20 protein-coding genes and 2 tRNA genes are annotated in these 20,113 nt (G+C 66.5%); 16 read left to right on the top strand and 6 right to left on the bottom strand.

Annotation, left to right across the window (positions count from 1 at the left end):
- Positions 1–65: 65 nt before the first annotated feature.
- A complete protein-coding gene (gene pncB, locus CFB40_RS05640; RefSeq protein WP_089424832.1) occupies positions 66–1,265 on the bottom strand; it encodes a nicotinate phosphoribosyltransferase in 1,200 nt (399 codons plus the stop codon).
- Positions 1,266–1,587: 322 nt separating this feature from the next.
- On the opposite strand from pncB, the gene fdxA reads away from it, so the two are divergent.
- The 8 genes from fdxA to CFB40_RS05595 all read left to right on the top strand — a co-directional run bounded on the left by fdxA (position 1,588) and on the right by CFB40_RS05595 (position 5,953).
- Positions 1,588–1,911, top strand: coding sequence for a ferredoxin FdxA (fdxA, locus tag CFB40_RS05630; protein WP_011351384.1), 324 nt, complete (start codon positions 1,588–1,590; stop codon positions 1,909–1,911).
- Positions 1,912–2,014: 103 nt separating this feature from the next.
- A tRNA-Asn gene (locus CFB40_RS05625) sits at positions 2,015–2,090 on the top strand.
- Positions 2,091–2,165: 75 nt separating this feature from the next.
- Positions 2,166–2,241, top strand: a tRNA-Asn gene (locus tag CFB40_RS05620).
- A 119-nt stretch (positions 2,242–2,360) separates the two neighbouring features.
- Positions 2,361–2,846 carry a CreA family protein gene (locus CFB40_RS05615; protein WP_089424831.1) on the top strand — a complete coding sequence of 162 codons (486 nt, stop codon included), beginning with the start codon at positions 2,361–2,363 and terminating at the stop codon, positions 2,844–2,846.
- A 62-nt stretch (positions 2,847–2,908) separates the two neighbouring features.
- A complete protein-coding gene (locus CFB40_RS05610; protein WP_089424830.1) occupies positions 2,909–3,808 on the top strand; it encodes an AraC family transcriptional regulator in 900 nt (299 codons plus the stop codon).
- Positions 3,809–3,903: 95 nt separating this feature from the next.
- A complete protein-coding gene (locus CFB40_RS05605; protein ID WP_089424829.1) occupies positions 3,904–4,671 on the top strand; it encodes an AzlC family ABC transporter permease in 768 nt (255 codons plus the stop codon).
- Positions 4,668–5,006, top strand: a complete 339-nt coding sequence (locus CFB40_RS05600; protein ID WP_089424828.1) for an AzlD domain-containing protein — start codon at positions 4,668–4,670, stop codon at positions 5,004–5,006. Before CFB40_RS05605 ends, CFB40_RS05600 begins: the two co-directional genes overlap by 4 nt.
- Positions 5,007–5,167: 161 nt before the next feature.
- Positions 5,168–5,953: a DUF4088 family protein gene (locus CFB40_RS05595; RefSeq protein WP_089424827.1), complete on the top strand. Its 786-nt coding sequence runs from the start codon at positions 5,168–5,170 to the stop codon at positions 5,951–5,953.
- A 123-nt stretch (positions 5,954–6,076) separates the two neighbouring features.
- On the opposite strand, the gene CFB40_RS05590 is transcribed toward CFB40_RS05595, so the two are convergent.
- Positions 6,077–6,478, bottom strand: a complete 402-nt coding sequence (locus CFB40_RS05590; RefSeq protein WP_089430777.1) for a hypothetical protein — start codon at positions 6,476–6,478, stop codon at positions 6,077–6,079.
- A gap of 270 nt (positions 6,479–6,748) precedes the next feature.
- Between CFB40_RS05590 and CFB40_RS05585 the strand changes: the two genes are divergently transcribed.
- The 3 genes from CFB40_RS05585 to fumC all read left to right on the top strand — a co-directional run bounded on the left by CFB40_RS05585 (position 6,749) and on the right by fumC (position 10,041).
- Positions 6,749–6,967 carry an RNA-binding S4 domain-containing protein gene (locus tag CFB40_RS05585; protein WP_006486208.1) on the top strand — a complete coding sequence of 73 codons (219 nt, stop codon included), beginning with the start codon at positions 6,749–6,751 and terminating at the stop codon, positions 6,965–6,967.
- A 135-nt stretch (positions 6,968–7,102) separates the two neighbouring features.
- Entirely contained in the window at positions 7,103–8,491 is a 1,389-nt protein-coding gene (gene norM / locus CFB40_RS05580) for a multidrug efflux MATE transporter NorM (protein WP_089424825.1), read from the top strand.
- Between the two features lie 155 nt (positions 8,492–8,646).
- Positions 8,647–10,041 carry a class II fumarate hydratase gene (gene fumC, locus CFB40_RS05575; protein ID WP_047850516.1) on the top strand — a complete coding sequence of 465 codons (1,395 nt, stop codon included), beginning with the start codon at positions 8,647–8,649 and terminating at the stop codon, positions 10,039–10,041.
- A gap of 54 nt (positions 10,042–10,095) precedes the next feature.
- Here the strand turns inward: fumC and CFB40_RS05570 are convergent, their stop codons facing one another.
- Together CFB40_RS05570 and CFB40_RS38550 are read right to left on the bottom strand one after the other, a co-directional pair.
- Positions 10,096–10,608, bottom strand: coding sequence for an acyl-CoA thioesterase (locus CFB40_RS05570; RefSeq protein ID WP_039370920.1), 513 nt, complete (start codon positions 10,606–10,608; stop codon positions 10,096–10,098).
- A 130-nt stretch (positions 10,609–10,738) separates the two neighbouring features.
- Positions 10,739–10,879, bottom strand: a complete 141-nt coding sequence (locus CFB40_RS38550; RefSeq protein ID WP_164991999.1) for a hypothetical protein — start codon at positions 10,877–10,879, stop codon at positions 10,739–10,741.
- 196 nt (positions 10,880–11,075) lie between these two features.
- Here CFB40_RS38550 and CFB40_RS05560 point away from each other — a divergent pair, with 196 nt between their 5' ends.
- Positions 11,076–11,783: an ArsR/SmtB family transcription factor gene (locus CFB40_RS05560; RefSeq protein WP_089424824.1), complete on the top strand. Its 708-nt coding sequence runs from the start codon at positions 11,076–11,078 to the stop codon at positions 11,781–11,783.
- A gap of 162 nt (positions 11,784–11,945) precedes the next feature.
- The gene (locus CFB40_RS05555; protein WP_089425867.1) at positions 11,946–14,519 is read left to right on the top strand and encodes a DUF6600 domain-containing protein; all 2,574 of its coding nucleotides are present in this window, start codon (positions 11,946–11,948) and stop codon (positions 14,517–14,519) included.
- 96 nt (positions 14,520–14,615) lie between these two features.
- Here CFB40_RS05555 and CFB40_RS05550 read toward each other — a convergent pair whose 3' ends face one another.
- The gene (locus CFB40_RS05550) at positions 14,616–15,587 is read right to left on the bottom strand and encodes a thymidylate synthase (protein WP_039370925.1); all 972 of its coding nucleotides are present in this window, start codon (positions 15,585–15,587) and stop codon (positions 14,616–14,618) included.
- 41 nt (positions 15,588–15,628) lie between these two features.
- Positions 15,629–17,026 carry a sigma-54 dependent transcriptional regulator gene (locus tag CFB40_RS05545; RefSeq protein WP_089424823.1) on the bottom strand — a complete coding sequence of 466 codons (1,398 nt, stop codon included), beginning with the start codon at positions 17,024–17,026 and terminating at the stop codon, positions 15,629–15,631.
- A gap of 501 nt (positions 17,027–17,527) precedes the next feature.
- Here CFB40_RS05545 and CFB40_RS05535 point away from each other — a divergent pair.
- The 3 genes from CFB40_RS05535 to CFB40_RS05525 all read left to right on the top strand — a co-directional run bounded on the left by CFB40_RS05535 (position 17,528) and on the right by CFB40_RS05525 (position 20,065).
- Positions 17,528–17,854 carry a hypothetical protein gene (locus CFB40_RS05535; protein ID WP_089424821.1) on the top strand — a complete coding sequence of 109 codons (327 nt, stop codon included), beginning with the start codon at positions 17,528–17,530 and terminating at the stop codon, positions 17,852–17,854.
- A gap of 275 nt (positions 17,855–18,129) precedes the next feature.
- Complete coding sequence (locus tag CFB40_RS05530; protein ID WP_089424820.1) at positions 18,130–18,630, top strand: dihydrofolate reductase; 501 nt, start codon at positions 18,130–18,132, stop codon at positions 18,628–18,630.
- Positions 18,631–18,713: 83 nt separating this feature from the next.
- Positions 18,714–20,065 (top strand): IS3 family transposase gene (locus tag CFB40_RS05525; protein WP_089430986.1). Its coding sequence is split into 2 segments (ribosomal slippage): positions 18,714–19,188 and positions 19,188–20,065, totalling 1,353 coding nucleotides; the frame shifts between segments, so codons are not numbered across the junction.
- Positions 20,066–20,113 lie beyond the last annotated feature (48 nt).

Here is a 20,113-nt window from a genome sequence, read left to right as displayed (position 1 = left end):
GGCGATACCGTCGGATTATACCGGCCGCCCCCGCCGCCACGCAGTTTTGGCCGTTCGGCCGACGCTTACTTCGACGCGTCTTCCTCGACCGGCTGCGCGATGCCGAACACCTGGCGCAGGTACGCGAGATACGCCTTGTCGTCGCACATGCTCTTGCCCGGCGAATCCGACAGCTTCGCGACCGGCTGGCCATTGCAGCGGACCATCTTGATCACGATCTGCAGCGGCACGTAGCCGAGATCGTTGGTGAGGTTCGTGCCGACGCCGAACGCGAGCTTGCAGCGGCCGCGGAAACGTTCGTACAACTGCATGACCTTCGGGATGTCGAGTGCGTCCGAGAACACGAGCACCTTGGTCCGCGGGTCGCAACGGTTCATCTCGTAATGACGCAGCATCCGCTCGCCCCATTCGAACGGATCGCCCGAATCGTGGCGCGCGCCGTCGAACAGCTTGCAGAAGTACATGTCGAAGTCGTTCAGGAATGCATCCATCCCGTAGACGTCCGACAGCGCGATCCCGAGGTCGCCGCGATATTCCTTCGCCCACATCTCGAAGCCGTAGATCTGCGAATCGCGCAGCCGCGGGCCGAGGGCCTGGCAGGCCTGCAGGTACTCGTGCGCCATCGTGCCGAGCGGCGTGATGCCGTGCTTCATCGCATACAGCACGTTGCTGGTGCCCGCGAACTGCGGGCCGAGGCCGTCGCGCAGCGTGAGCGCGACCTCCTCGTGCCAGACCTTCGAGAAACGCCGGCGCGTACCGTAGTCGGCGATCTTGCAGTCGGCGAATTCGGGCTTCGCACCGAGCAGCTTGATCTTCTCGCGCAGCCGCTCGCGGCCTTCGCGATAGTCGGGCTCGCGCTGGGTATTGCGGAAATACACTTCGTTGACGATCGCGAGCACCGGGATCTCGAACAGGATCGTGTGCAGCCACGGCCCCGTGATCTCGATGTCGATTTCACCGTTGCCCTTCGGCGACGGCGTGATCGAGATGTACTTCTCGTTCAGGTGGAACAGGGCGAGGAAGTCGACGAAATCGCTCTTGATGAAGCGCATCCTCCGCAGGTAGTCGAGTTCGACGTCGGAAAAACGCAGCGCGCACAGGCCGCGCACCTCGTCGCGGATTTCGTCGATGTACGGCACGAGATCGACGCCGGGCGTGCGGCACCGGAAACGGTATTCGACGCTTGCAGCGGGAAAGTGATGCAGGACGACCTGCATCATCGTGAACTTGTAGAGATCCGTGTCGAGCAGCGAAGTGATGATCATGATGACGGCACCGCCAATATCGTGACCGGGCCCCGGCGCACCGCGCGCCGCCCGGTCTGTCGGCCATGTTACCCGAATGCGGGCCCGACCATCGTGAAACCGCCTGCCGCCCTGCTCCGGCCGCACTGCCCGTTCCGGCGTATATGGGGCACGCACTGCCGCCGGTGCGTCCCTTCAGCGCCCCGTGGAGGGCCCCATAAACTAATCACGAAACGATATAAGCCGGATAGCCGACCACGCCATGCGGGTTTTGCGCTTCAGTTACAATGCCGGTTTTGGCGCAAACGCCACCCCATATATACCGCCAAGCAGGAGCGTTTTAATGACTCACGTTGTGACCGAAGGCTGCATCAAGTGCAAATACACGGACTGCGTGGATGTGTGCCCGGTGGATTGCTTCCGTGAAGGTCCCAACTTTCTCGCCATCGATCCGGACGAGTGCATCGACTGCGCCGTATGCGTCGCCGAGTGCCCGACCAATGCGATCTATGCCGAAGAAGACGTTCCGGGCGACCAGCAGCAGTTCACCGCGCTGAACGCCGAGCTGGCGAAGGACTGGCCGTCGATCACGAAGACCAAGCCGGCACCCGCCGACGCGGACGAGTGGAAGGACGTGCAGGACAAGCTGCACCTGCTCGAGCGCTGATCGCGCAGCCGGCGCAGAAATTTTTTTGTGCGCTGCGGCTCAAAAGTGTTGACGACCTGATCAACGCTCCATATAATCTCGTTTCTCTGCTGTTGTTGTTTGTTCCCCGATAGCTCAGTCGGTAGAGCGCCGGACTGTTAATCCGTAGGTCCCTGGTTCGAGCCCAGGTCGGGGAGCCAAAAACGCAAAGGCCCGTTGAAAGTGGACGGGCTTTTTGCTGGTAGACAAACAGGCATGCAGATGTACCGATTTATTCCCCGATAGCTCAGTCGGTAGAGCGCCGGACTGTTAATCCGTAGGTCCCTGGTTCGAGCCCAGGTCGGGGAGCCAAATAGCGAAAGGCCCGTCATTCGACGGGCCTTTTGTTTTTCCGGCCTGCCATTCGGCTTTCATCGTCCGGTCGCGCGCATGCTAGAGTCTCTGTCCCGCATTCGCATCCGGTTCCATCGATGAAGCACCGCCTCCTCCGCTTAGCCCCCTTCGCCCTCCTGCTTTCCGCGTTCGCCGCGGCGCCGCTCGCGCACGCGGAGGAAGTCGGCAGCGTCAACACCCATTTCCGCGTCACGGGCTCCGATCGCGTGGTCGTCGAGGCGTATGACGATCCGATCGTGAACGGCGTGACCTGCTACGTGTCACGCGCCCGCACCGGCGGGATCAAGGGCACGCTCGGCGTCGCCGAGGATCCGAGCGAGGCGTCGATCGCATGCCGGCAGGTCGGCCCGATCAGCTTCAAGGAGCCGCTCAAGCAGCAGACCGACGTGTTCAGCGAGCGCATGTCGTTCATCTTCAAGACCCTGCACGTCGTGCGCGTGGTCGACACCAAGCGCAACACGATCGTCTACCTGACCTACAGCGACCGCATCGTGAGCGGCAGCCCGAAGAACGCCGTCACCGCGGTACCGATGCCGGCCGGCACGACGATTCCGGTCAAGTAAAGCCCGCGCCTGCCGGGCGCGCGAGCGATACACTGTCGATTCGACCGCTCCCGCGCCCGATCATGTCCGCCACCCGCCTTCCCGACTCCGCACGCTACTGGCGCACGCCGCTGCTGCCGGATGCGGACCTCCTCACGGCCACCTATCGCGATCATGCGTTCGCCCCCCACTGGCACGACGCGTACACGATCCCCGTGATTCTCGAAGGAGCGGAGCGCTTCACCTATCGCGGCAGCGGCTATGTCGCCGAAACCGGCTCCGTGCCCGTCATCAATCCCGGTGAGGTGCATACGGGGTCGCGCGCGGCCGATGAAGGCTGGTGCTATCGCGTCAGCTACATGCCGGTCGAATTCATCCGCGAACTCACCTGTTCGATCGCCGGCCGCCCGCAGGACGCGCCGTGGTTTGCGCCCGACGTGATTCGCGACGCCGATCTTGCGGCCCGGCTCACGCTCGCGCACCGAATGATGGAGGCCGGCAGCGAGCGCGCACTGCCGTTGCAGGCACACGGGCAGCCGGCGCATGATCCGGCGACCGGCGCACCGCGCGCCTACGATCCGCTCGCCGCCGAAACGGCGATGCTCGATGCGTTGTCGACGCTGATCGTGCGCCATGCCGACGCACAGCCGCGACCGGCGCCGCTCGCAGCGGACGAACCGCGCGTCGACGTCATGCGCGAGCGGCTCGCCGCCGACCTCGTGTGCACGGTGACGCTCGACGAAGTCGCGCAGGCGGCCGGCCTGTCGCCGTTCCACGCGGCGCGCCTGTTCACCCGCACGACCGGCATGCCGCCGCATGCGTGGCGCAACCAGTTGCGCTTGCAGCGCGCGCTGGCGCCGCTGCGCGCGGGCGTGCCCGTCGCCGACGTCGCGGCGGCCAGCGGCTTCGTCGACCAAAGCCACTTCACCCGGCATTTCAAACGCATGTTCGGCGTGCCGCCCGGGCGCTGGCAGGCGAGCTGACGCGCAGCGTCCCGCCCGCCACCGCGATACCGCCCGACCCCGCAAGCGCAAGAACATACAAGCCGGCACACCCCCTGCCCGCTATCCTCCCGTTCATGGAGGAGCACCCTTTGAATCCGATACCCGCATCGCCTGCCCGCCGTCCATTGAACGAATGGCTCGACGGTGCGCGCGACACGATCCCGATGATGATCGGCGCCGCGCCGTTCGGCGTGATTTTCGGCACGCTCGTGGGCGGCGGCCCGCTCGCCGCCTGGCATGGCGCACTGATGTCGCTCGCCGTGTTCGCGGGCTCCGCGCAGTTCATCGCGCTCGGCCTGATCGCGGGCAGCGCGAGCTTCGTCGTCGTGCTCGCGACCACGCTGATCGTGAACCTGCGTCACCTGCTGTACAGCGCGACGCTCGCGCCCTATGTCGCCCACCTGCCGCTGCGCTGGCGCGCGACGCTCGGCGCACTGATGACCGACGAGGTGTTCGCGGTCGCCTATGCGCACTACCGGCATTTCCCGCCGGGCGCGATCGGCCCCCACTACTTCTTCGGCTCGGGGCTCGCGATGTACCTGAACTGGCAGGTCTGGACGCTCGCGGGCATCGGCTTCGGCGCGGCATTCCCGGGCCTGCAGTCGCTTGGCCTCGATTTCGCGATGGCGGCGACCTTCATCGCGATCGTCGTCCCCCAACTCGGCACGCTGCGCTATTTCGCGGCAGCCGTGACGGCCGGCACGCTCGCGTACTTCTGGCAGGGCTGGCCGTACAAGCTCGGGCTGCTCGGCGCGGTCGCCGCCGGCGTCGCGGTCGGCGTCGCGCTCACGTTGCGGCACGAACGCACGCGCGCCGGCTCGCGCACGGAGGCCGCATCGTGAGCTACGCGCTGCTGATCCTCGGGATGGCCGTCATCACGTACGCGATCCGCTCGACGCTGTTCCTGTTCGGCGAACGGCTGACCTTCCCGCCGCTCGTGCGGACCGCGCTCGGCTTCGTGCCCGTCACCGTGCTGACCGCGATCATCGTGCCGATGGTCGTCTCGCCGCACGGCGGCACGGCCGAGCTGACCTGGCGCAATCCACAGCTCGTCGGCGCGCTCGCCGCCGTGCTCGTGTCGGCCGCCACCCGCCGCCCGCTCGTGACGATCGCGGTGGGGCTCGCGGTGTTCTTTTTCTGGCAAGGGGTCGTGCTGCCCCACTGGCTACCCGCCTGAGTACACACTCGGTCATTCGTACTCAAGTTTCCGCCCGGCGCGCCGATATAGGGAATGAATACCCGCCACCGGCCTCGGCGCGCACCGGTCAGTCGACGCTGCGCCCGTCCCGGTGCGCCGTGCCGGCCGCCGGCTGGCACGGGCCGCCATCGAGACGATTCATGGGCCAGATCACCCTTTCCCTCAAGGACGACACGCTCGAGTCCCTGCGCAAGGACTACGACGCGTTCGTCCGCGTGTCGCTGAAACTCGACCCGCAGTTCGCGACGCCGTCGTTCGAGGATTTCCTGCGCGCCAAGCTGCTCGACAACATGGTGCCGCTGACCGAACACGCGGTGCAGCGGATGCTGCAGGGCGGCCAGTACGCGTGGGCAAAACGCACGCTCGACAAGGAATTTCCGGACGTCGTCGCGATCCTGATGCGACAGGCCGGCGAATTCGGCTTCGGCTTCGCGTCGCGCTCCGAATGGACCCCCGACGAACTCGCGAAGGCTTGCCGTGACTGGGCGAAAGCGATCGTCGCCGAAGCGCAGGGCGACCCGTCGCTGATCGATCCGCTCGCCTCGCAGATCAAGGGAGCCGCGCAAGACATCCAGACGCTCGAGGAACTGATGCAGACGCCTGCGTGGCGGCTCGCGGAATCGCTGCGACAACGGGTCTACGAGGCCAAGCTTGCGTGCGAGATGAGCATAGGCAGCACCGCGCGCGACAAGCTCGGCGAACTGCGCGGGCTGCTGCGGCTCGGGCTCGCGCACGGTTCGTTCCAGAAGCAGGAAGCACAGCAGATCATGGAATACCTGCGGCTGCTGAAGCCGGAGATCTTCGTCGAGGAACCGTACGACGTCTTCGCCCGGCTCGCCGCATGGTTGCGCAGCGTATTCACGCCGACGGCCGCGCGGCCGGCGCAGGGTCAGCCGGGCCAAGGGCAGAGCCAACGGCGGCCCTAACGGCGCGCCCGAACCCATCGACAAATGAAAGCGGCCCGGTTCGCGCAACGCGAACCGGGCCATCGGATGGCCGCCGTCGCGACGCGTCGTCGAGGGCGAGCGTCGCGCGGCGCCTGGCACCGCTTACTGCGTGGCGCCCTGGGCCGATGCACCGCCCTCTGCGCCGACCGACGCACCGCCTTCGGTTGCTTCGCCGGCCTTCGCCTTGGCCGAGCCGACATGGCTCTTGGCCGACTTCGCGGCATGCTTCGTATGCTTCTTGGCCGAGTGGACGGCCGACGACGTCGAGTCCTTCGCGCCATCGGCTGCCGCGCCGACTGCATCGGTTGCACCGCCTGCCGCATTGCCCGACGCATTCGCGCCCGCACCGCCCTGCATGCCGGCACCGGCACCCGCCGCCGGCGTCTGCCCCTGAACGCCGGCACCGGCTGCGCCCTGCACCGCCGTACCCGTCTGGGCAAATGCGGCCGAAGTGGCGAACGCCGTCAACGCGGCACCGATCAGCATCGTACGAATCTTGGACATGGCAATTCTCCTCAGGAAGTTGTGCGCCCGAACCGCAGCGATGCGGTCCGTTGCGTCCCCCGCCGCAACACGCAGCAGGTACGACAGAAGACCCGCAGCCCGCGCGGCCAGTTCTCGAATCTCTCAGACTGTTACCCACCGTTTCATTTGCTGACGAATGGCTCACACTCCCTAACAACTGCGGGCGGCGGCCGGCCGCGCTCGCGCGCCGGCCCGCGGTGCCGTATGATGCGAGGCGATTCCTCCCGCGCTTTGCGCACCTTCTTCGTCATGCCCAATCTGGATTTCACGCTGACCGGCGAATACGTCGAGCTGCACAACCTTCTCAAGATCACCGGCCTCGCGGACAGCGGCGGCACCGCGAAGCTGATCGTCGCGTCCGGCGCGGTGAAAGTCGACGGCGCGGTCGAGCTGCGCAAGACCTGCAAGATCCGCGCGGGCCAGGTCGTCCTGCTCGGCGACACGCGCATTGCCGTGCGCGAAGCCTAGGGCCGACGGTTCCCCCTGCCTGCGACATGGCCATCGGCGCGCGCGTTCGACACCGTTCGAATAAAGCCGTAAGCTAGCCGTCTCTCAAAATAAATACATATAGCGCGGGCCCGCACCCGCGCGAGCGCCCATTCCATGTCGCATTCCGGTCTTACGCGGACGGCCGCCGCGCCGCCGTCCCTGTCCAGTCATGCCGCCGATACCGCGCGCCTTGCCGCGCCGCTCGCGATCGCGCAGCTCTCGCAGATGGCAATGAGCGTCACCGACACGGTGCTGCTCGGCTCGCTCGGCCCCGATTCGCTCGCGGCGGGCGGCCTCGGCGCGAACTTCTTCTTCGTCATCGTGACCGTGCTGCAAGGCGTGCTGTCGTCGGTCAGCGTCAGCGTCGCGCATGCGCGCGGCGCCAAGGCCGACGAGCGCGTCCCGCACATCTACTGGACCGGCTTCGCGCTGTCCGTGCTGCTCGCGATTCCGGCCATCATCGCGCTGTCGCTGTCCGAACCGATCCTGCTGATGTTCCACGAGCCGCCGCTGCTCGCCCATCACGTCGGCGAATACACCGGCATCCTGCGCTTCGCCGCGCTCGGCAGCCTGATCGGCGTCGGGCTGATGCGCGCGTTCCTGCCGGCGATCGGCGCGGCGCGCCGGCTGCTGTGGGTGTCGATCGGCGGCGTCGGCGTCAATGCCGTGCTGAACTACGGGCTGATCCACGGCGCGTTCGGACTGCCGCGCCTCGGCTTCCTCGGCTCGGCGGTCGCAACGACGATCACGATCTGGCTCACCGCATTCGCCCTGATCTGGCTGCTGCACGGCCGGCAGCGCTTCCGTCATTTCGTCACCGCCGCCCGCCCGAAGCTGCCGATGATGGGCGAACTGATCGGCATCGGCTGGCCCGTCGCGATCACGTACGGGGTCGAGTCGACACTGTTCCTCGCGACCGGCCTGACGGTCGGCGTGCTCGGCGCGACGTCGCTGGCCGCGCACCAGATCGCGCTGAACGTCGCATCGGTGGCGTTCATGGTGCCGCTCGCGATCGGCCAGGCCGCCAACGTGCGGGTCGGTTACTGGGTCGGCGCAGGGGCGCCCGTCGCCGCGCGGCATGCCGGCTTCGTCGCACTCGGCCTCGGTGTGGCGTTCATGACGCTGTCGGGCATCGTGCTGATCGTCGCGCCGCATGCGATCGTCGGCCTGTACCTGAACCTCGACGATCCGGCCAACGCAGCCACCGTGTCGCTCGCCGCGTCGCTGCTCGGCATCGCCGCGGTGTTCCAGATCGTCGACGGCGCGCAGACCGTCGGGTCGGGTGCGCTGCGCGGCCTGAAGGACACGCGCATCCCGATGCTCGCAGCCACCCTCGGCTACTGGGGCATCGGTTTTCCGACCGGCTACTGGTTCGCGTTCCACGTGGGCCTCGGCGCCCGCGGCCTCTGGTGGGGCCTCGCGGCCGGCCTCGCCAGCGTGGCCGTGCTGATGGCGTGGCGCTTCCATCTGAAGAGCGCGTCGCTCGTGACGTCGCCGCACTGAGCGCGACAAGACGCGAAATCCGCGCCGGCGCTATGCTAGTCGGCTGAAGATCTCGAGACGCCGCGCGAGCGGCGCGACTGCCTCACGATACGTCTGATTACGTCTGATGCCGCGCGACCACGCGCGGCCTTTCCCCTTTCCTGGAGGAGTGGATCATGAACGAAGCAGTTCGGATGGAACGCGATACGTTCGGCGAGATCGCCGTGCCGGCCGACCGGCTCTGGGGCGCGCAAACCGAGCGCTCGCTGCAGAATTTCCGGATCTCGACCGAGAAGCAGTCGCCCGAGCTGATCCACGCGCTCGCGATCGTCAAGCGCGCCGCGGCGGCCGTGAACCAGTCGCTCGGCGTGCTGGCCGACGACAAGGCGCGCGCGATCATCGACGCGGCCGACGAGATCATCGCCGGCAAGCATCCGCGCGAATTCCCGCTCGCCGTGTGGCAGACGGGCTCCGGCACGCAGACCAACATGAACCTCAACGAGGTGATCGCGAATCGCGCGAGCGAACTGATGGGCGGCGAGCGCGGCGAAGCGCGCAAGGTTCATCCGAACGACGACGTGAACCGCGGCCAGTCGTCGAACGACGTCTTCCCCACCGCGATGCACGTCGCGGCCGCGTACGCGATCGTCAACCACCTGCTGCCGGCGCTGCGCACGCTGCGCACGACGCTCGACGCGAAATCGAAGGCATTCGCCGACATCGTGAAGATCGGCCGCACGCACCTGCAGGACGCGACGCCGCTCACGCTCGGCCAGGAGTTTTCCGGTTACGTCGCGCAGCTCGACCAGGGCATCCGTCACGTCGAATCGGCATTGCCGCACCTGTACGAACTCGCGCTCGGCGGCACCGCGGTCGGTACGGGGCTGAACGCGCATCCGGAGTTCGCGGTGCGCGTCGCCGATGAAATCGGCCGGCTTGCGAAGCTGCCGTTCGTGACGGCGCCGAGCAAGTTCGAGGTGATGGCAGCGGCCGATGCGCTGGTGTTCGCTCACGGCGCGCTGAAGACGGTCGCGGCCGGCCTGATGAAGATCGCGAACGATGTCCGCTGGCTCGCGAGCGGGCCGCGCTGCGGGCTCGGCGAACTGTCGATTCCTGAAAACGAGCCGGGCAGCTCGATCATGCCGGGCAAGGTGAACCCGACGCAGTCCGAAGCCGTGACGATGCTGTGCTGCCAGGTGTTCGGCAACGACGTCGCGGTCAACGTCGGCGGCGCGAGCGGCAATTTCGAGCTGAACGTGTTCCGGCCGATGATCGCGCACAACGTGCTGCAGTCGGTGCGGCTGCTCGCCGACGGCGCGCAGAGCTTCAACGATCACTGCGCGGTGGGCATCGAGCCGAACCGCTCGCGGATCGACCTGCTGCTGAACGAATCGCTGATGCTGGTGACGGCGCTCAATCCGCATATCGGCTACGACAAGTCGGCGCAGATCGCGAAGAAGGCGCACAAGGAAGGCACGACGCTGAAGGCGGCCGCGCTCGCGCTCGGCTACCTGACCGAGGCGGAATTCGATGCGTGGGTACGTCCCGAGCAGATGATCGGGTCGCAGTAACGGCAGGAAGAGGCAGGATGACGGGCGCGGCGCGATGCGCGGCGCCCGCAGCGGTCAGACCGCGCCCTTCGCGACCTCTTCCGGCTTCATCTCGACGATCTTGTCGAGCGCGGCCCGCACGTCGGCCGCATATTTCGCGAGCACCTTCTGCTCGTCGGTCTCGGGCACGAACGGCGGCACCGGCACCGGGTTGCCGTTCTCGTCGACCGCGACGAACACGACGAGGCAATCGGTCGTCTGGCGCAGCATGCCGCCCTTCGGATCGCCGGCATGCACGGACACATGGATGTGCATGCTGGTGCGGCCCGTCGCGACGACGCGCGCCTTCAGCTCGACCAGATTGCCGACCATGATCGGACGCTGGAAACGGATGTTGCCGACGCTGACCGTCACGCAATAGCGGCTCGACCAGACGGCCGCGCACGCATACGCAACCTCGTCGATCCACTTCATCAGCGCGCCGCCGTGCACCTTGCCGCCGAAGTTCACGGACGACGGCTCGGCGAGGAAGCGGAATACGGTTTCGGTGCGGTCGAGGGCGGCCGGTACGGGGGACGGTTGGGACATCTTGTTGGCTCCAGGCGGCAGGGGCGCTGTAATCGGGCCATTATACGTTGCACTGCGGCAACGCGTCGCGGGGCGCCCCGTATGGCGCGGCTGCCGGGGATTGGCCCGGCGCGCGCTCGGCCGGCACCGGTCAGCGGCGCACCGTGATGCCCTGATCGATGGTTCCGTACATCTCGATGCTGCCGCCGCGCTCGCCGGACGCACCCGCACCGCCCTGCGCACAGGCCGCGCAGACGAGCGCGGCCGCCAGCAAACAGAAAATCGTCTTCATCATTGCATCGTGTCACGTGCGGCCGCCCGCTGCGGCCGCTTTCAGCCATTCTACGCGCGCGCCGCAAGCGGCCGCAGCCCGGCTCCGCCGCATCGACGACGCCCGCGCCAGTGCATCCGACATTTCAGCCAAAAGCGAAACATCGAATGCGCACGCCCACTACACTGAAGCTCATCCCGCCTGACGAGACACGACGATGACCGACCAAGACGACCACCACTTCCCGGGCCTGAGCCGCATCGGCTCGCTGATCGCCGACCCGGGGCGCGCCGCGATGCTGTGGGTGCTGATGGACGGCAGCGCGCGACCGGCAGGCGAGCTGACGATGATCGCGGGGCTGTCGCCGTCCGCTGCAAGCGCCCATCTCGCGCGCTTGACCGAGGGCGGCCTGCTCGCGCTCGACGTGCGCGGCCGGCACCGCTACTACCGGATCGCGTCGGCCGACATCGCGGCCTCGCTCGAGGCGCTCGCGAACGTCGCCCGCGCAGCCGCGCCGCATCGCCCGGTTCCGGCGCCGTCCCGCACGGTCCCGGCCGAGTTGCGCTATGCGCGCACCTGCTACGACCACATGGCCGGCGAACTCGCGGTGCGCATCTTCGACGGGCTCACCGCGCGCGGCTGGCTGCTTGCCGACGGCGATGCGATCGAGACCACCGAACTCGGCACCCAGGCGCTCGCGCAATGGGGCATCGACGTCGCGCAGCAGCGCACGCGCCGGCGCCGCTTCGCATGCGGCTGCCTCGACTGGAGCGAACGGCGCTCGCATCTCGGCGGCGCACTCGGTGCGGCGCTGCTCGACAGCTTCTGCGCGCACGGCTGGATCGAACGCGCCGCACGGCCGCGCGTGCTGCGCGTCACGGTGCCCGGACAGCAGGTTTTCGACGAGTGGCTTACGTCCGCTTGACGCCTGGATTGCGTCTGCACGACAACGCCGCGCGATCGACAGGTTTTGTTACATCGGGTGCCATTCGACTTACAAAACACCGAGCATTGAAACAGGCCGAGCGGATATTGTGAACTCAACGGCACGAATCGACGCGCCGCGATAATGACGAAGACGCTCACCATGGCCACCCTGTTCACGCTCAAGCGAACCGCCCGCTGCACGCTGGTCGCGTTCGTCGCGCTTGCGGCACTGCCCCCCGCATTCGCGCAATCGGCCGGCGCGCCGCCCTACGCGGCCGCAGCACGGCAACCGGGCGGCGATCCACCCAGCCGGGTCGCGCGGCTCAATTACCTGTCGGGTGCCGTGACGACCGAACCGGCCGGCACCGATACGTGGTCGTATGCCGCCGTGAACCGGCCGCTGACGACCGGGGACCAGCTCTGGAACGATGCCGGTGCGCGCTCGGAGCTGCACATCGGCTCGACCGCGGTGCGGCTCGGCGAGTCGACGAACCTGTCGGTGCTGAACCTCGACGACACGACGACCCAGCTGAAAGTGGGGCTCGGCACCGTATCGACACACGTGCGCGATCTGCCGGCCGGCGGATCGTACGAAATCGACACGCCTAATCTCGCGCTCGGCATCACGGGCCCCGGCGACTATCGCGTCGACGTCGCGCCGAACGGTGCGAGCACGACGGTCACGGTGCGCAGCGGCAGTGCGACCGTCTACGGCAGCAACGGCCAGTACCCGCTGTCGCCCGGGCAGCAGGTCGTGTTCACGGGCACCGACCTGCAGGTCGCGCAGCAATCCGCCGCCCCGGGCCCCGATCCGCTCGACCAGTGGGCCGCCAGCCGCGACGCGGCCGAGGAGCGCTCGGTATCGGCCCGCTATGTGTCCCGCGACATCCCCGGCTACCAGGATCTCGACGCGAACGGCACGTGGCGCGAAACCCCGAACTACGGCCAGGTCTGGGTGCCGAACGATACGCCGGCCGACTGGGCGCCGTATCACGACGGCCACTGGATCTGGCAGGCACCATGGGGCTGGACGTGGGTCGACGACGCGCCGTGGGGTTTCGCGCCGTATCACTACGGCCGCTGGGCATACGTGGACGATAGCTGGGCCTGGGTACCGGGCCCGATGGTCGTCAGCCAGCCGCCGGTCTATGCGCCGGCACTCGTCGCGTTCGTCGGCGGTGGCGGCGGCCCCGACTGGAGTGTCGCGCTCACGGTGGGCGGCGTCGCCGCGGCCGGCTGCGCGTGGTTCGCGCTCGGCCCGGGCGAACCGTGGCATCCGGGCTGGGGCGGCTGGAGCCCGCACTACTACGACCGCGTGAACCGCAACATCGTGGTGAACAACGTCAACGTGAACAAGACCGTGAACGTGACGAACATCACCAATATCACCAACATCAACAAGACGTACGTGAACTTCCGCGCGCCGCACGCGATCACGGCCGTACCGGCCTCCGCGTTCGTCCACGGCCAGCCGGTCGCGCACTTCTCGCAGCACGTCGATCCGCAACAATGGCGCAACGCGCACGTCACGCCGGGGACACCGGGGATTGCGCCGGTGCGCCAGAGCTTCACGGGCGGGCTGCGCAATGCGAGCTACCGTCCGCCTGCGGCGATTGCCCAACACCCGTACGTCGCGACGCGCAATCCCGCCGTGCCGGCCGCGTATCGCGACCACGCGGCGGCCCACCTCGCGCAGCAAGGCGGGCGCGTACCGGGTGCCGGCGCACCTGTCGTGAAGACGAACGTGCCGGCCGACTACACGGCTCGCCCGGTCCGCGTTCCGGGCAAGCCGGACGGCGGCGCATGGGCGATGCACAACGTGCAGCTCGTGAATCCGCACGGCCCCGTCGTGCAACCGGCTCGCGCGCCTCGCGAAGGCCAGCCGGCCGCCGGGCAGGCCGGGCGGCCGGGCACACCGATGCCGGGCATGCCGAATGTCGCGCGGCCGGCGAACGGCGAAACCCCCAACGCAGCGCGTTTCGCCAACGGCGGCATGCCGCAGGCGCCCGGCAACCCGGTGCCGCATCAGGCATTCGGGCCCGGCAACGGCGTCCCGCATCCGCCGGTCGCGAACACCGGTCCGGCGGGCATCGGCAATGCACATGCGGCCGAGACGCCGTCACCCGCGTGGATGCAGCCGCACACACCGATGGAACGTCAACGCCCCGCGCCGCCGACCGCGCTCCACGCGGCGGGACAGAATGCGCTGCCGCCCGTGCGAAGCGCGTCGGTACCACATCCGGAAGGCGTGCCGACTCCGCAGGGCGCGCAGCCCGGCAGCCGGAACGAAGCGCCGCGCGCCCTGCCGCAACCGCGGCTCGACAACACGGCGCAGATTCCGCAGCCGCGTCCGCGCCCCGATTTCCAGTCGCCGGCGCAGCACGGGCAATCGCAACCGGAACGGGCCGCACCTGCGCCGCAACCGCACGCCGAATTCGCGCAACCGGCGCCGCATCGCGAAGTCGCGCCGCCCCGTGTGAACGAGTACCATCCGCCGGCCCCCGCCGTGCATGACATGCCGCGCCCGCAACCGCAGGCGCCGCGCATGGAGCCTCGGCCGCAACCTGCACCGCGTATGGAGCCGCGACCGCAGCCGGCGCCACGCATGGAACCGCGTCCGTCGATGCCCGCACCGCACATGGAACCGCGGCCGCAACCGGCGCCGCACGTCGAGGCACCTCACCCGAGCAACCCGCCGCCGCAAGGCGGTCACGAAGAGCGGCATCGCCAGTAAGCGCCGCAAACGTGAAACAAAAAGGCCCGACCGGGATCACGGGCCATTTTTCTACGGGGCGCGGCGCGATGCATCCGCGCGCCCCGGCTTGCTCGATCAGACCGCCATCGGTGCGGTCAGCGGCTCATGATGGCGGTAGCCGACGAGCGAGAAATCGGACGGCTCGATCTGTTCCAGCCACTCGGGCGCGTAGACGCCCGTCTTCGCGTATTCCGGCACGCGCTCGGCAATCTCGAGCCGCGGGCTGTCGTAAGGCTCGCGCGTGAGCTGGCGCTGCAGCATGTCGAGCTGGTTCTCGTAGATGTGCGCGTCGCCGATGAAGTACGTGAACCAGCGCGGCGTGTAGCCCGTCAGCCGGCCGACGAGTTCCAGCAGCGCCGCCCCTTCCGTCAGGTTGAACGGCGTACCGAGGCCGACGTCGTTGCTGCGGATGTACAGGCACAGCGAGATTTCACGCTTCGTCGCATTCGGCAGGAACTGGTAAAGCAGGTGGCATGCGGGCAGCGCGATCTGGTCGAGTACGGCCGGATTCCACGCGTGAAACAGGATGCGGCGGTCGGACGGATTCTCCATGATCGTGTCCAGGCACTGGCGCAACTGGTCGATCGCCTTGTACAGCAGCACCTTCGGCGCACCGTCTTCGTCGAAACGCGTGACGATCCGGAAGCCGCGGCGCGTCGCATCGGCGATCTGCGCGTCGGCGCCCGCGTCGAGCACCTTGTAGCCCGGCCACTGGCGCCATTGCACGCCGTACACGTCGCCGAGATCGTCGACGCCCTGGCGATACGGGTTCGCGAGCCATTGCGCGTTCTCGTTCGCGTTCGCATCCCACACCTTGCAGCCGAGCGCGCGGAAATCGGCCGCGCTGCGCGTCGCGCGCAGGAAGCCGACCAGTTCGCCGATCGCCGACTTGAAGGCCAGCTTCTTGGTCGTCACGGCCGGGAAGCCTTGCTGCAGGTCGAAGCGCAGCATCGCGCCCGGCATGCTGATGGTGCGGATCCCCGTGCGGTTCTCCTGCCAGGTGCCGGTATCGAGAATGGTACGAACGAGATCGAGATACTGTTTCATGCGGGTTCCTTCGGCCGCGAGGGCGGCCGTACCCGCCAATTTTAGCAAGCGTGGCGAGGAAGCTCCGGCAACGGCGCCGAAAACCCTGCCAGCGTGTCGCCGCGATCGCGCATGCCGTGTGCGCACATCAGCCGGTACAGCGTGACGCGCGACACACCGAGTTCGCGTGCGGCATCCGCGAAACGGCCGCGATGCCGCAACAGCGCCTGCTCGATCGCCTGCCGTTCGGCCGCCTCGCGCGCCTCCAGCAGCGACACGGGCGCAAGCGTCGCGAAGTCGTTCAGCTCGAGATCGGCCGCGGTGATCAGCCGGCCTTCCGACATGACGATCGCGCGGCGCACGCGATTGATCAGCTCGCGCACGTTGCCCGGCCACGAATAGCCGTACAGCGACGCGACCGCGTCAGGGGAAAAGCCGCGCAGGCGACGATGCGCGTCGCCCTTGAAACGCTCGAGCATGTGGCGCGCGAGCACCTCGATGTCCTTGCCGCGCGCGCGCAGCGGCGGCTCCTCGATCTTCAGCACGCACAGGCGATGGAACAGATCCTCACGGAACCGCCCTTCGCGCAGCGCCGCTTCCATGTCCACGTGCGTCGCGCAGATCACGCGCACGTCGACGGGCACCGACACATGGGCACCCAACCGCTCGATCTTGCCTTCCTGCAGGAAGCGCAGCAGGCTCGCCTGGCTTTCGAGCGGCAAGTCGCCGATTTCGTCGAGAAACAGCGTGCCGCCGTTGGCAGCCTCGACGCGGCCGATCTTGCGCTGGTTCGCGCCGGTGAACGCGCCGCGCTCATAGCCGAACAGTTCGGCCTGCAGCAGCGTCGACGGAATCGCACCGCAATTGATCGCGATGAAAGGCGCCTGCGCGCGCGACGAACGTTCATGAATCGCGACCGCCGTCAGTTCCTTGCCGGTACCCGATTCGCCGGAGATGAACACCGGCGCGTCGGTCGCCGCGACACGGCGTATCGTCCTGAAGAGCCCGAGCATCGCATCGCAGGTCCCGACCATTTCGCCTTCGCTGCGTCCGGCGCCGACGGGCGGCGCAACGGTTTCGGTCAGCGCGATCATTCCGTGTGCATGGCCAACAGTCTCGACGATCCGCGCCGTTTCGTACGGCATCGTCACGTAGTCGAAGCAGTAGTCGCGAATGAGATGGCGCAGCGTAGCGTCCTGCAACTGGCCGCGGCGCGTCGCCGCAATCCAGCCGATGTGCTGAATGCTCAGACAGGATTCGAGTTCGCGCAGGTCGGAAGGCTTGAAGCCCGGCGAAAAATCGAGCAGCCCGGCCGTTGCGACACCATGCTGCACGACGCGCCGTACGTCTCGCACGGTCTCCGCGAGATCGACACGCCAACCGCATTCGTCAAAATGGCCGCGCAACGCGTCGTTCGGTTCGCGCGAATAGTAGATCACGTGCCGCTGATCGGCGCCCATAGCTCACCCCGTTCATCAACCGTCTAACGATTGCCGTGCACGTCAGGTCACGTGCGAAAAGGATCGAATCGGGTCAGCCGAAGGCGGCTCGATTCGCCATGCCGATGCGTGGCGACGACAAAGCCTCGCATGATGGCGCTTATCTCGCGTCCAGTTATTTTGATCAAGACAGCTTAGTTATAGGCACTGAATACGACAATCCAATTTCAGCGCGGTGGGCGATGCGGCCGTATCGCTCAGGAGGTCGATGCATGTCAATCGTCTGCACATAGCCCCGGCGCAGCGATACGCTCTGTCATCAACACTTGCGACGATTTTCATCCTTGAGGCGTATCGATTGAATCAGCAGTATTCCCAAGCCCCCTCGTTTCAGGCCTGAAACATTTTCAGCCGTTTTCCGACACAATTCGCAACGCTTGAGCACGAATCGCAGTCTCGACAACGGTCCCGGCGCGATGGCATGCATTTCGCTGAACATGGAAACCGTCGGAGACAGCGACCATGCGAAAACATCTTTTTCTTTCTTTCGTGCCGCTGACCATTGCGGTCGCGGCCGCCGGCCCGCCCACGCCCGTACACGCAGACGAAGGCACGAATCCGGGTCGCGCCATGCTGCTTGCGGAAAACACGCCGAGCATGCAGCACGGCAACGGGTTCGGCATCGTGACCGTGTCGTCACCGCAACCGCTGCCGACCGGCAGGACGTCGGTGACCCTGTGGGACGAGATCCCGCCACCACCGCAATTGCCGATGCCGCTTCCGGCACCGCAGCCGGGCGATGTGCAGCACGTGATGGAAGGCACCACGCACGGCAGTACCCATCAGTGATGGCACGAGTAGAACCACTTGATCAGGATGACGTATTGATTTGTACGAGCCGGACAGCATCGACCCAATGCCGGCATCGTCGCGCTCGCAACACGAAACGGTTTTTGTGCTCCGTCCCCCGGCGGGCACTCTTTTTATTCATTCCGTCGCCGCGACGCATTGCCTCGGGCGTCGCGGCGCGCAGTGCGGAAAGGCGGATGCGCATACCCGGAACCGGCGCAGGCCGCCGTTCCGGTAAAATCGGCGCCATTCCGGTTTTCCTTCCCCCGACCTTCATGACGACGTTGACCCTGATCGTCGCGCGTGCCCGCAACGGCATCATCGGCCGCGACAACCAGTTGCCCTGGAAACTTCCCGAGGATCTCGCCTTCTTCAAGCGCACGACGATGGGCGCACCGATCGTGATGGGCCGCAAGACCCACGAGTCGATCGGCCGGCCGCTGCCTGGCCGCCGCAATATCGTGGTCACGCGCGACGCGACGCGTCGCTTCGACGGCTGCGACACGGTCACGTCGCTCGCCGATGCGCTGACGCTCGCCGCGCGCGACGGCGTGCCCGAGGCGTTCCTGATCGGCGGCGCGCAGCTCTACACGGAAGGTCTCGCACTCGCCGACAGGCTGGTCGTCACCGAGATCGATGCCGACTTCGACGGTGACGCCTCGTTCCCTGCACCCGACGCCGCGCAGTGGCAGGAAGTGTCGCGCGATGCGCACCAGGCGGCCGCACCGAATACGTTCGGCTATGCGTTCGTCGTCTACGAGCGCAAGCGCGGCTGACGCGTCAGCACGATGAAAAAAGCCCCGCACATTGAACTGCACCCCAAAAGTTGGACATCGATCCAACCTTTGGGGTGTTTTTCATGAGCAAGTACACGGAGCAGTTCAAGGTATCCATTGCAGAGGAGTACGAGTCCGGCCACGCTGGGTTCCGTGAGATGTCCAAGCGCCACGGCGTCGATGAGGCGACGATCCGCAAGTGGGTGGCGGCCCATCGCATACATGGTCCGGCAGGCTTGAAGAAGAAGTGCGAGCGCTACAGCGCAGAGTTCAAGTTGCTTGTACTGCAGCAAATGCGTAGCGAAGGGTTGTCAGCGCGTGAGACGGCTGCACGCTTCAACATTAGGAACCGTACGGCCATCGGCCAGTGGAAACGCCAGTATGATGAAGGCGGTATAGACGCACTGTCGCCGCGCCAGCGGGGGCGCCCCAGGAAGATGCCCAAGCCACCGCTCACGCCACCGCCGCTACCCGAGGACGATACGCGCTCCCGACAGGAACTACTCGACGAGTTGAACTTCCTGCGCATGGAGAACGCGTACTTAAAAAAGCTCGAAGCCTTGGCTCAAGCGCAGCAGCGATCAGCGCAACGCAAAAAGCGCAAATCGTGCTCGAGCTAAGGCAGCAATATCCGCTTGCGGGCTTGTTGAAGGTTGCCGGCTTGGCGCGCAGCACGTTCTACTATCATCAGAAATTGCTCGGAGCAGCCGACAAGTATGCCGATACAAGGGCAAGAATCTGCTCGCTGTTCGAACGGCACAAGGGCCGCTACGGCTATCGACGCATCACGCTCGCTCTACGTAATCTGGGACAGGTGATTAACCACAAGACTGTGGCGCGTCTGATGGGTGAGTTGCGGCTGAAGTCTTGTGTGCGCCCGAAGAAATACCGCTCCTACAAAGGTAGCGTCGGACGTGTTGCACCTCATGTTTTACAGCGTCGGTTCTACGCAAAGCGTCCGAATGAGAAGTGGGTAACGGATGTCACGGAATTCAACGTGGGTGGCCAGAAGCTGTACCTGTCACCAGTGCTCGATCTGTACAACGGCGAGATCATTGCTTATGAAACCGCGAGGCGCCCGGCGTTCGAGATGGTCAGCGCAATGCTTCGCAAGGCATTGGCGCGCTTGAAGTCACACGAGCGGCCTCTCTTGCATTCGGATCAGGGCTGGCAGTACCAGATGCCTGCGTATCGCCGCCTACTGCAGCAACGAGCGCTCACGCAAAGCATGTCGCGTAAAGGGAATTGCCTGGACAACGCCGCCATGGAGAGCTTCTTCGGCACGCTGAAATCCGAGTTCTTCCATCTGAATCGGTTCCGCAACCTGGACGAACTGCAAACCGGCTTGGCAAGCTACATCCACTACTACAATCACGACCGCATCAAACTGAAACTAAAAGGGCTGAGTCCCGTGCAATACAGAACTCAGCCCTAGCCGTCATAACCCGTCCAACTTTACGGGGTCAGTTCACGCGAGCCGTCG

Origin of the sequence: Burkholderia sp. AU31652 (assembly GCF_002223155.1) — a bacterium.
GTDB lineage: Bacteria > Pseudomonadota > Gammaproteobacteria > Burkholderiales > Burkholderiaceae > Burkholderia.
Note: the sequence above shows the minus strand (reverse complement) of the source record. Positions and strands in the feature narration are given on the sequence as shown.